The 11,177-nt window shown below is 74.5% G+C and carries 8 protein-coding genes; 6 read left to right on the plus strand and 2 right to left on the minus strand.

The features are described 5' to 3' along the window. Nucleotides 1-243 precede the first annotated feature (243 nt). Entirely contained in the window at nucleotides 244-1,566 is a 1,323-nt protein-coding gene (locus AC0IVP_RS21270; protein WP_056294022.1) for an ABC transporter substrate-binding protein, read from the minus strand. A gap of 235 nt (nucleotides 1,567-1,801) precedes the next feature. On the opposite strand from AC0IVP_RS21270, the gene AC0IVP_RS21275 reads away from it, so the two are divergent. From AC0IVP_RS21275 to AC0IVP_RS21300, 6 genes are all read left to right on the plus strand, one after another. Next, nucleotides 1,802-2,830 carry a LacI family DNA-binding transcriptional regulator gene (locus tag AC0IVP_RS21275; RefSeq protein ID WP_471759196.1) on the plus strand — a complete coding sequence of 343 codons (1,029 nt, stop codon included), beginning with the start codon at nucleotides 1,802-1,804 and terminating at the stop codon, nucleotides 2,828-2,830. Between the two features lie 205 nt (nucleotides 2,831-3,035). Next, nucleotides 3,036-4,577 (plus strand): vWA domain-containing protein, encoded by a 1,542-nt coding sequence (locus AC0IVP_RS21280; RefSeq protein ID WP_471759197.1) that lies wholly within the window; start codon nucleotides 3,036-3,038, stop codon nucleotides 4,575-4,577. A 120-nt stretch (nucleotides 4,578-4,697) separates the two neighbouring features. Continuing rightward, complete coding sequence (locus tag AC0IVP_RS21285; RefSeq protein WP_471759198.1) at nucleotides 4,698-6,338, plus strand: circularly permuted type 2 ATP-grasp protein; 1,641 nt, start codon at nucleotides 4,698-4,700, stop codon at nucleotides 6,336-6,338. After that, nucleotides 6,338-7,288, plus strand: coding sequence for an alpha-E domain-containing protein (locus AC0IVP_RS21290; protein WP_056294009.1), 951 nt, complete (start codon nucleotides 6,338-6,340; stop codon nucleotides 7,286-7,288). Before AC0IVP_RS21285 ends, AC0IVP_RS21290 begins: the two co-directional genes overlap by 1 nt. Nucleotides 7,289-7,323: 35 nt before the next feature. Then, complete coding sequence (locus AC0IVP_RS21295) at nucleotides 7,324-8,235, plus strand: transglutaminase-like domain-containing protein (RefSeq protein WP_200938851.1); 912 nt, start codon at nucleotides 7,324-7,326, stop codon at nucleotides 8,233-8,235. Between the two features lie 135 nt (nucleotides 8,236-8,370). Beyond that, nucleotides 8,371-10,281 (plus strand): clostripain-related cysteine peptidase, encoded by a 1,911-nt coding sequence (locus AC0IVP_RS21300; protein WP_471759199.1) that lies wholly within the window; start codon nucleotides 8,371-8,373, stop codon nucleotides 10,279-10,281. 72 nt (nucleotides 10,282-10,353) lie between these two features. Here the strand turns inward: AC0IVP_RS21300 and AC0IVP_RS21305 are convergent, their stop codons facing one another. Next, nucleotides 10,354-10,962, minus strand: a complete 609-nt coding sequence (locus AC0IVP_RS21305) for a hypothetical protein (protein ID WP_471759200.1) — start codon at nucleotides 10,960-10,962, stop codon at nucleotides 10,354-10,356. Nucleotides 10,963-11,177 lie beyond the last annotated feature (215 nt).

An 11,177-nucleotide genomic window follows, 5' to 3' on the forward strand; every position in this document is an offset into this window, starting at 1 on the left:
CACCAAGGTGCACAAGGAGGCCCAGCGGTTCGCCAAGGACGACTTCGACATCCTGTTGATCGGCCACCGTGGGCACGGGCGCGGTGGTCGGCGCCGCGCTCGGACTCTGGCTCGCGATGGTCATGCGTGGCCTCGAGGTGGTCGGGAGCGGGTGGGGCGGGGTCCTGGGTGGGGTGTGCAGGTGCCCGGGAGCGGGTCGTCCGCTCCCGGGCACCGCGTCACGGTCCGACGGGTGCCGGCGGGTCAGCCGCCGACGGCCTGCTCGGCGGCCTCGAGGGCGTTCTGGAAGGCCTCGTCCGGACTCGTCCCGTTGGTCGCCACGTCCGTCAGCGCGGTCGTGAAGGCCTCCTGGATCTGGGTGTCGTACGGCCCGATCGGGGTGCGCTGGATGTTGGCCGCGGACTGGCTGAAGATCTCCCCGGTCGGTGCGTCGCTGAAGTACGGGTCGGTGAACCCGACGACCGCGGGGTCCTCGGCGGCCTGCGGGCTGGACGGGAAGTGCGCCGCCTCGGTGAACACCCGGACCTGCTGCTCGGGTGCGGTCAGCCACTCGACGAGCTCGGTGGCCGCCTCGACGTTCTCCCCGTTCGAGGGGACGCCCAGCCAGGCGCCGCCCCAGTTGCTGGCGCTCTGCTCGGCGCCGGGCAGCGGGGCGATGTCCCACAGGCCCGCGCCCTCGTCACCCATCTGCGAGGTGATGTAGCCCAGCATCCAGGCGGGGCAGGCGATGGTGGCGAACGCGCCGTTGGAGAACGCGGCGTTCCACTCGTCGCCGAACTGGGAGAGGTTGGCCGTCAGGCCCTCCTCGGCCGCCTGGCTGGCGAAGCCCCAGGCGGAGTCGACGCCGTCGCTGTCGCCCGGGATCGGGTTGCCCTCCTCGTCGTTGTAGGCCAGGTCGCCCTGGTACACCGAGGAGGAGAAGATGCTGGCCGGGCTGTCGACGAACGCGCTGCCCGCGGGGGTGCCGGGGGCGGCCTGGTACTGCCGGGCGACGTCGAGGTAGTCGTCCCACGTGGACCAGAGCTGGCCGACCTGCTCGCGGTCGGTGGGCAGCCCCGCCTGGGCGAAGAGGTCGGTGCGATAGCACATGGCCTGCGGACCGGAGTCCGTCCCGAGGCCCAGCACGCGACCGTCGTCGGTGGAGGCCTGGCCCCACTTCCAGTCGTAGAAGTTGCCCTCCAGCTCGTCGGCGTTGTCCAGCGAGGCGAAGTCGACGAAGGAGTCGGCGTGGTTGCGGGCGACGTCGGCGATGAAGCCGATCTCCAGGCCCTGGATGTCGTCCAGGCCGGAGCCGGCGGCCAGCCGGGTCTGCAGCGACTGGTAGTACGCCGCGGACTGGGCGATGTTGTTCTGCTCGATCGTGACGTTGGGGTGCAACTCCATGTACTCCTCGTAGAGGCCGGAGTTGTCCAGGTCCATCGTGCCGAACGTGCCCACGGTCAGGGTGACCGGAGCATCGGGGTCGTAGGGCTCGTCGCTGGCGTCGGAACCGCCGCACCCGGCGGTCAGCAGGGCGACGGCGAGGACCGCCCCGGTGAGCGCCTGAGCCCTTCGGGAGTGGGACATCGAACCTCCTGTGGAAGCCGCCGGGGCGGGGCATCGGTGCCCGCCGGCGGAAGCCGTGAGAACGCTCTCACGGGCTGTGGCACAGAGAGTGGTAGCCGTCACAGGGAACTGTCAAGGGTCTGTTCCGGAAACGTGAGAGCGCTTCCACGAAGCCCTTCCCAACGGGCCCCTGGTGCCGCACGATGGGTCTGCGGCCGACGGCGCCGTGACCAGGTCGGACGCCGGGAGGAGCACCGTGAGCAGCTCGAGCACCCGCACCGCCGTCCCCACGCTGGACGAGGTGGCGGTCCTGGCCGGCGTGTCGCGGGCGACCGTCTCGCGGGTGGTCAACGAGTCCCCGAGGGTCAGCCCCGAGGCCCGGGAGGCCGTGCACGCGGCGATCGCCGAGCTGCGGTACGTGCCCAACCGGATGGCCCGCAGTCTGGTCACCCGGCGCACCGACACCATCGCGCTGGTGCTCTCCGAGCCCAACAGCCAGGTCTTCTCCGACCCGTTCTTCGCCAGCATCGTGCACGGGGTCTCCGCCGCCCTGGCCGACACCGACCTGACCCTGGTGCTGCTCACCGCCCGGGACGCCCGCGAGCAGCAGAAGATCGGCCGCTACGCCCGGCAGGGCCACGTCGACGGCGTCGTCCTCATGTCGCTGCACAGCGAGGACCTGCTGCCCGACATCCTCAGCGACGCCGGCGTCCCGCTGGTGCTGTGCGGACGCCCCTACGACGGCCGGGCGGTGGCCTACGTCGACGCCGACAACGCCGGTGGCGCGGCCGTGGCCACCCGCTTCCTGCTCGAGCAGGGGCGACGGCGGATCGCCACGGTCACCGGCCCGATGGACATGATCGCCGGGGTCGACCGGCACGCCGGCTGGGCGCGCGCCCTCGCCGACGCCGGCCGGGCCGTCGATCTCGCGCTGGTCGCGCACGGGGACTTCACCGAGGCCGGTGGGGAGGCCGCGATGGCCCGGCTGCTGACCCAGTGCCCGGACCTCGACGCCGTCTTCCTGGCCTCGGACCCGATGGCCGTCGGGGCGCTGCGGGCACTGCGGGCGGCCGGACGACGGGTGCCCGAGGACGTCGCCGTCGTCGGGTTCGACGACGCCGCGGTGGCGCTGACCTGCGACCCGCCGCTGACCACCGTCGCCCAGCCACTGGACCGGATGACCCGCCAGCTCACCGAGCTGCTGATGGCCCAGATCGAGGGCACCGCAGGGCCCACGGAGTCCCGAGTGTGCGAGACCGAGCTCGTCCGGCGCGGCACGGCCTGACCTCGCCCGTGCGGGCCGGTGGCGTGCCCGCGGGGTGACCGCTCGTGGCGACACACCACGAGTCGGTGGGGTTCCGGTCCCGGACGTCGCCGTCGCCCCGCGTGTCGTGGTGCGCTCGGCGCCGAGACGCCGACCACGGTGCGGCAGGGGCCGGTGGCCCCGGACCCCAGGAGACCACTGCACATGGGCCGCCAGCGCGAGCACGGTGGCCGCGGCCTGGGTCGTGACCCGCCCCCGGGACGACGCGGCCGCCGCCCCGGCCGCCTCCTCCTGCCGGGTCGACGACACCGTCCGGGTCTCGGTGGTGCCCGAGGCCGGGGCGCTGGTGCGGCGCGTGCTGTCGGGGCCGATCCCGCTGGAGGGCGGGGGCTGCACGGTCGCCGAGGTCCGCACCCAGGAGCCGCTGCAGACGCTGGCCGCGCTGTCCGGTGGCGACGTCGCCGCGCAGCCGCAGGTGTGGGTGCCCGACGACGCGTCCTGGGGTGCCCGCGCGGGCGCTGCCGTCGCCTCCGACGCCGGGGTGCTGGGTCAGACCTCGCTGGTGCTGGCCACCAGCCGGGCGGTCGCCGACGCACGCGGGTGGACGGCCACCCCACCGACCTGGGCGCAGGCCCTGGACGGTCCCGGCGTCGCACTGGCCGACCCGCTGGCCGGCGCGGCGGGCCTGGTGGCGCTGGCGGCCGTGCAGACCGCGCTGGGCTCCGGGGACGCCGCCGACACCGCCGTCGCCCGCCTGGTGCTGGGTGCCGGGGGCGGGGCGTCCCCGGGGGCCGCGCTGGCCGACGCCGTCGCCGGCAGCACCACCGCGCCGGTCGCCGTCGTCACCGAGCGGGAGGTCGCCGCGGCCACCGCCGACGGCGCCGGCGACCTGGTGGTGGTCGTCCCCGCCGAGGGGGCGCCCGTCCTGGAGCTGCCCGTGCTGCGCACCGTCGCCGGCACCGACGACGCCGCGGCCGTCGACGCGGTCCTCGGCCGGCTGACCGACGCCGCACGCGAGGGCCGGGCCGTCCGCGCCGAGGGCTGGCGGGACGCCGACGGCCGCGGGCCCGACGACGACGCCGGCCCGCCCGCCGTGCTGCAGCTGGACGCAGCCACCCTGGACGCGCTGCCGGACCGGGTGGCCTCGCTGGTGACCCCGAGCCGGCTGCTGACCGTCGTCGACGTCTCCACCTCGATGGACGCCCCGGCCGGGGGCGGCACCCGCGCCACCCTCGCGCGCGACGCGCTGACCTCGGCGCTCTCGGTGCTGCCCGACCGCACCACCGGCGGGCTGTGGGTCTTCGCCGCCCGCCTGGAGGGGGACCGGGACTGGGCGGAGGTCCTGCCGATGCGGCCCTTCGGCACCGTGGTCGACGGCCGGGACCAGCGGGACCTGCTGGCCGAGGAGTTCGCCTCCCTCCCCGACCGGCTGTCCGCCGGCGGCACCGGGCTGTACGACACCGTGCTGGCCGCGGTCCGGTCCGCCCGGGAGGGGTTCGACCCGGCGACGGTGAACACCGTCGTCCTGCTCACCGACGGCACCGACGACGACCCGACCGGCCCGTCGGAGGCCGAGCTGCTCGCGACGCTGGCCGCCGAGGCCGACCCGGCGCGGCCGGTCCAGGTCGTCGCGGTCGGCCTGGGTCCCGACGCGGACCTGTCGGTGCTCGAGCGCATCGTCGGGGTGACCGGCGGGGCCGCGTACTCGGCCCAGGAGGCCGACGACCTGCGCGACGTCCTCGTCGAGGCGGTCCGCAGCCGGCCCTGAGCCCCGGGGGTCGGCCCTGGACCGGTCGTGGACCGGCCGTGGACCGGCCCAGGTCACGGCCCGGTCGCGGTCGGCGCGCGCCGAAACGCGCCGTTCACCGGCGCTGACTAGGTTCCCCCCATGGCGGACCTCTTCGACGGCTACCCCCTCGGGGAGCAGTGGGACGAGATGTTCGGCGCACCGGCCCAACCCAGGCCGCCTTACGCCGGGCTCTTCAGCTCCCTGCAACCCATGTCCGGGGAGGAACTGGCCGCGCGCGCCGACGTGCTGAGCCAGACCTACCGCGACGCCGGGGTCACCTTCGCGCACGCGGGGGAGGAGCAGCCCTTCCCGCTCGACATCGTGCCGCGGGTCATCGGCTCCGACGAGTGGGCGCACATCGAGCGCGGCGTCGCCCAGCGGGTGCACGCCCTCGAGGCCTTCCTGGCCGACGTCTACGGCGCCGGGCAGGTGTTCGCCGACCGCATCGTGCCGCGCAGCGTGATCACCACCAGCGCGCACTTCCACCGGGCCGCGCACGGGCTGGTCCCGCCCAACGGCGTCCGGGTGCACGTGAGCGGCATCGACCTGGTCCGCGACGAGGCCGGGGACTTCCGGGTGCTGGAGGACAACCTCCGCAGCCCCTCCGGGGTCAGCTACGTCATCACCAACCGGGCCGCGATGAGCCAGGTGCTGCCCGAGCTGTTCGGCGACCACCGGATCCAGCCCGTCGCGGACTACCCGACCAAGCTGCTCGCGGCGCTCAAGGCGTCGGCGCCCTCGACGGTCGGGGACCCGACGGTCGTCGTCCTCACCCCGGGCGTCTACAACTCCGCCTACTTCGAGCACGCCCTGCTCGCCCGCCAGATGGGCGTCGAGCTGGTCGAGGGCCGCGACCTGGTCTGCTCCGGCGGCCAGGTCAGCATGCGGACGACGGACGGCCAGCAGCGCGTGGACGTCATCTACCGGCGCATCGACGACGAGTTCCTGGACCCGGTGCACTTCCGGTCGGACTCGGTGATCGGCTGCGCGGGCGTCCTCAACGCCGCCCGGGCCGGCCGGGTGACCATCGCCAACGCCGTGGGCAACGGCGTCGCCGACGACAAGCTCATCTACACCTGGGTCCCCGACCTGATCCGGTACTACCTGAACGAGGAGCCGGTGCTGGCCAACGCCGACACCTACCGCCTGGACGACGCCGACGCCACCGAGTGGGTGCTGTCGAGCCTGGACCAGCTGGTGCTCAAGCCGGTCGACGGCTCCGGCGGCAAGGGCATCGTCATCGGCCCGCGCGCGGACGAGAAGACCCTCGCCGAGCTGGCCGTGAAGGTGCGCGCCTCCCCGCGGGACTGGATCGCGCAGAAGCCGATCGGGCTGTCGACGTCCCCGACGCTGATCAACGGCAAGATCGCGCCCCGGCACGTGGACCTGCGGCCCTTCGCGGTCAACGACGGCACCGACGTGTGGGTCCTGCCCGGCGGGCTGACCCGGGTCGCGCTGCCGGAGGGCGAGCTGGTGGTCAACTCCAGCCAGGGCGGTGGCTCCAAGGACACCTGGGTGATCTCCGGACCGCGCCCGGCCACCGAGGCGCCCCCGGCCGACCGCACCCAGATCGAGTTCACCACCGCGGACCTGCCGGCCGAACCGCCGGCCCAGGACCCGGGCCCGGCCAACGACAACGCGATCGCCCAGGGCCAGCAGCAGCAGCAGGGCCGGGAGTCGGAGGCCCTCTTCCCCCTCGACACCCGCGAGCTCGCGCCGAGCCTCCGGAAGGGGCCGTAATGCTCAGTCGCATCGCCGAGTCGCTGTTCTGGATCGGCCGCTACGTGGAGCGCGCCGACGACACCGCCCGCATCCTCGACGTGCACACCCAGCGGCTGGTCGAGGACCCGTGGATCGACGAGCAGCGGGCCTGCCACAACCTGCTGGCGCTGATGGGCGTGCCCTGCCCGCTGGAGGAGGCCGACACCGAGCGGGTGCTGAGCACGCTGGCCTTCGACCGGGTGGCGCCCAGCTCCATCGTCGGCGCGCTGTCCGCGGCCCGGGAGAACGCCCGCGGTGCCCGAGAGGTGCTGTCGGCGGAGATCTGGGAGTCGCTCAACGTCACGCACAACGCGCTGCCCCAGCAGCGCACCATGGCCCGCCGGTACGGCCCGCACTCGCTCTACCGGTTCGTCCGGGAGCGCTCGGCGATGGTCTTCGGCCTGGCCGACGCCACGATGAGCCGGGACGAGAGCTGGCTGTTCCTCATCCTGGGCCGCTCGCTGGAGCGGGTCGACATGACCAGCCGGATGCTGTCCACCCGGGTCCTGGCCGGGGACGCCGCGCCGTCCTGGACGCTGGTGCTGCGCTCGACCGGGGCCTACGAGCCCTACCTGCGCACCTATCGGGGCGCGGTGAACTCCAGCCGGGCGGCGGAGTTCCTGCTGCTGGACCGGCTCTTCCCGCGCTCGGTCTTCGCCGCCCTGGAGCAGGCCGAGGGCTGCCTGGCCGAGCTGGAGCGCTCCAACGTCCGTGACGGGCACCGGATCGGTGTCTCCGGGGAGGCACACCGCATCGTCGGGCGGGCCCGCACGATGCTGGAGTTCATGGGCACCGACGAGATCCTGGCCAAGCTGCCCACTCGTCTCGACGAGCTGCAGCGCACCTGCTCGGCCGCCAGTGAGGCCGTCACCAGCAGGTTCTTCACCGAGCAGGCGCCCCAGGTGTGGGTGCCGGAAGGCGTGGGGTGACCCCGGTGGGGCAGCACCAGTCGCAGGGGCCCGTCGTGCGGGCCTCCTCCGTGCAGACCGGTCAGCAGGCCGCCCAGTCGCAGTCCCAGGTCGCACCGACCCCGGACCGGTGGCGGCTGCAGGTCGTGCACCGGACCCGGTTCCGCTACGGCGGTCCGGTCCGGACCTCCTACAACGAGGCCCGGATGACCCCGGAGAACACCACCCGGCAGACCACCCTGCGCTCGCGGGTGGAGATCGAGCCGGCGGCCACCGTGCACGCCTACCGGGACTACTGGGGCTCCACGGTCACCGCGTTCGACCTGCACGGCCCGCACACCGAGCTGGCCGTCGTGGCCACCTCCGTGGTCGAGGCCGGGCTCGAGCCCGACCCGGCACCAGTCGTGGACTGGGCGCAGCTGGCCACCGCCGACGTCGTCGACCGGTTCGGGGAGATGCTGCGCCCCACGCCGTTGACCGCGATGGACGCCCCCGTGGTCCGCGCCGTCCGGGACGTCGTCGGGGACGCCGACCCGCGGGAGGCCGGGCACCGGGTGTGCCGCTTCGTGCACGACCACATGCAGTACCTGTCCGGGTCGACCAACGTGAAGACCAACGCCATGCAGGCGTGGACGTCGGGCAAGGGCGTCTGCCAGGACATGGCGCACGTGTCCGTCGGGCTGCTGCGTGCGCTGGGCATCCCGGCGCGCTACGTCTCGGGCTACCTGCACCCCCGCCCCGACGCCCCGGTCGGCGAACCGGTCAAGGGCGAGAGCCACGCCTGGGTCGAGTGGTGGGACGGCAGCTGGACCGGCTACGACCCCACGAACGTCGTGGAGATCGGCACCCGCCACGTGACGCTGGGTCGCGGCCGGGACTACAAGGACGTCCCGCCGCTCAAGGGCATCTTCTCCGGCCCGCGCAGCGAGGGGCACTCGGTCGTCGTGGAGGTCACCCGGCTGGCCTGACCCGGGCACCGCCGTGTGACCTGCACGAACGCGACACGATCTGTTGTCACACAGCCTCCGGACCGACGGTCGTCGGGTGGGGGACGCTGCCTGCGGTCGGGCGCCACGTCGGCGCCCGTGAGGCGGGGAGTGCGCGTGCGGACGAGTTCGACGACGAGGGCGGCCGCGGTGGCGCTCAGCCTGGGGCTGCTGCTCACCGGCTGCGAGACCGGCGGCGAGGAGGTCCCCGAGGAGACCGGTGCGGCCGCGGGCGAGGGCTGGACGGTGATGCTCTACTCGATGGCCGACACCGACCTGGAGGCCGCGCTGCTGGGCGACGTCGGCGAGCTCGCCGGGGTCGGGTCGCAGGGCGAGCTGAAGATCGAGGCGCTGGTCGACCGGGCCGCCTCGGACGAGGAGCCCAGCTACAGTGGTGCCGACCTGCTCGACGCCGGCGCCTGGTCGGGGGCGCGTACCTTCTCGGTGCAGCCCGACAGCCTGGAGCTGCGCGAGGACCTGGGTGACGTCGACACCGCCGACCCGCAGGTGCTGGCCGACTTCATCGCCGCCAGCGTCGAGGCCTCGCCGTCCGAGCACTACGCGCTGGTCCTCAGCGACCACGGGGCGGGCTGGCCCGGCGTCGGCGCCGACGAGTCCGCCGGCCAGTCCACGATGGACCTGGCCGGCCTGCAGACCGGCATCTCCGACGGCCTGGCCGCCGCCGGGCTGGACCGGCTGGACCTGGTGGGCTTCGACGCCTGCCTGATGGCCACCTACGAGACCGCCGCCACGATGGCCCCGCTGGCCGACCGGATGATCGCCTCCGAGGAGCTCGAGCCCGGACACGGCTGGGACTACGCCGCCTTCGGCGTCCTCACCGACCCCGCGACCGACGTGGACACCCTGGGCCGGGCCGTCGTCGACGGCTTCAACGCCCAGGCCACCGCGGAGGACACCGTCGACCAGACGACGCTGTCGCTGATGGACCTCACGCAGCTGCCCGCCCTGGACGAGGCGATGACGGCGCTGGCCGGGGTGCTCACCGACCGCGCCGCCGACCTGTCCCCGGCTGTCGGCAAGGCCCGGTCGACGACGCTGGCCTTCGGCGCCGACCCCGACCCCTCGCGGTCCACCGGGCAGGTCGACCTGGGGCAGCTGGCCGGTGAGATCAGCGTCGCCGCCCTCGACGTCGCCGACGAGGCCGACGCCGTGACCCGGGCACTGGGCGACGTCGTCACCTACCAGGTCGACGGCAAGGCCTACCTGGGCGCCACCGGGATGAGCGTCTACTTCCCGGAGGAGGCCGAGTACTACGCGCCGGCCTACGCCGACGTCGTCGCGGCGGGTGCCTGGTCGGCGTTCCTGGACGCCTACTACGGCGCGGGGCAGGCGGTGCCGGAGGGCGACCAGCCCGCGTTCGAGACCGGGGACGGGCTCAGCGTCGCCTTCGACGCCGACGGCCTCACCGTCTCCGCGCCGCTGGCCGCCACCGGCGCCGACTCGGCCGCCTCGGCCCGGGTCGTCTACGGCCAGCGCCAGGACGACGGGTCGCTGCTCATCACCGGTGACGAGGAGGGCACCGTCGGCGAGGACGGCACCGTCTCGGGGTTCTACGACCTGACCGGGTTCACCATCACCGACGGCCAGGACACGATGGACGCCTACCTGTCCCTGGACAGCGACGAGGACTCCCCGCTGTTCACCGTGACCGTGCCGCTGGACTACGTGGCCCCCGGTGGCAGCCGGGACGCAGCCGAGCGCATCCGGCTGTCGATCACCATCGACCAGGACGCCGGTGAGGTGACCTCGGAGGCCTACTACGCCGAGTCCGGTGACGGCCTGCTGGCCGAGTTCACCCCGGACCCGGAGGGCCTGGTCTTCACCCTGCTCCAGGCCGAGGACGGCTCCTGGGTCTCCCCGGAGGGACCGGGCCTGTTCGCCGACCTCCCGGGCCTGCAGTACGGGTTCGACCGGCTCCCCTCGGGGACGGCGCTGTACGTCGCGCTGCTGGTCGCCGACTTCGCCGGCAACGAGACCGCCCTGGACGCCGAGGTCACCGTCCCCTGACCTGACGCCCGACCGCGAACGGCCTCCCGCACCGGTGACGGTGGGGGAGGCCGTTCGTGCGCGCGGGGGTGGTCAGGGGGTGCGGCGACCGGCGTCCGGCAGGAGCAGTCGGGCCGGGAGGCCGGCGGCCTCGCCCGCGGGCGTCATCGGCGGCTGGCGCTCGACCGACGGCGGGACCCGGGCCCGCCAGGCGTCGGACTGGGCGGACAGCCACGCGTCGCCCAGGTCGGTGAGCCGGCCGTCGCCGCGCAGCGGTGCCCAGCCCAGCCCGATGCGGACCGCGTCGGCGGTCGCGACCAGGCGGGTGCCGATGCGGCGACGGCGGTACCGGGCGGCCACGTACACCTGGTCGACCGCGCCGGAGGTCGGGGACCAGCGCACCGCGCCCACCTGGTCGGCCCAGGTGACGCCGGCGGTGGCCAGGTCGTCGACCCCGACGACCCGTCCGTCGCCGAGCGCGTCGGTGGAGAAGGCCACCAGGTCCACGGCGTCCCCGCTCCCGGCTGGCCCGAGGGCGAACCAGAGGTGCGGGGAGCCGGGCGCCAGGTCGGGGGACACCCGCACCAGGGCGGGCACGTGCCCCTCGTCGTGTACGTGCGCCTCGGCCAGCCACCCGGCCGGGTGCGCCGGGGGGCCGGGCAGGTCCACGACCGTCCCGTCGGGGAAGCCGGGACCGGCCACGGACACCAGGACGCTGCGGCCCTCGGGTGTGCGGTGCCGGCCGTACCAGACCGCGGTCCCGAGGGTCCGCGGCCTGCCCGCAGGGGTCACGCCCGCTGACGCCGCCGGCCGGTGGCCACGGTGAGGGCGGCGCCGGCGCCCAGGGCGAGGACGCCGAGACCGACCAACGGGCCCACCTCGGCGCCGGTCGTCGCCAGGGCGGGCGACCCGGCAGC

It is taken from the genome of Klenkia sp. AC732 (assembly GCF_979256525.1).

What these genes read in the sequence shown, in the direction of transcription:
- AC0IVP_RS21270 (WP_056294022.1), bottom strand. Translation starts at nt 1,566, where the DNA reads ATGTCCCACTCCCGAAGGGCTCAGGCGCTCACCGGGGCGGTCCTCGCC.
- AC0IVP_RS21285 (WP_471759198.1), top strand. Translation starts at nt 4,698, where the DNA reads ATGGCGGACCTCTTCGACGGCTACCCCCTCGGGGAGCAGTGGGACGAG.
- AC0IVP_RS21290 (WP_056294009.1), top strand. Translation starts at nt 6,338, where the DNA reads ATGCTCAGTCGCATCGCCGAGTCGCTGTTCTGGATCGGCCGCTACGTG.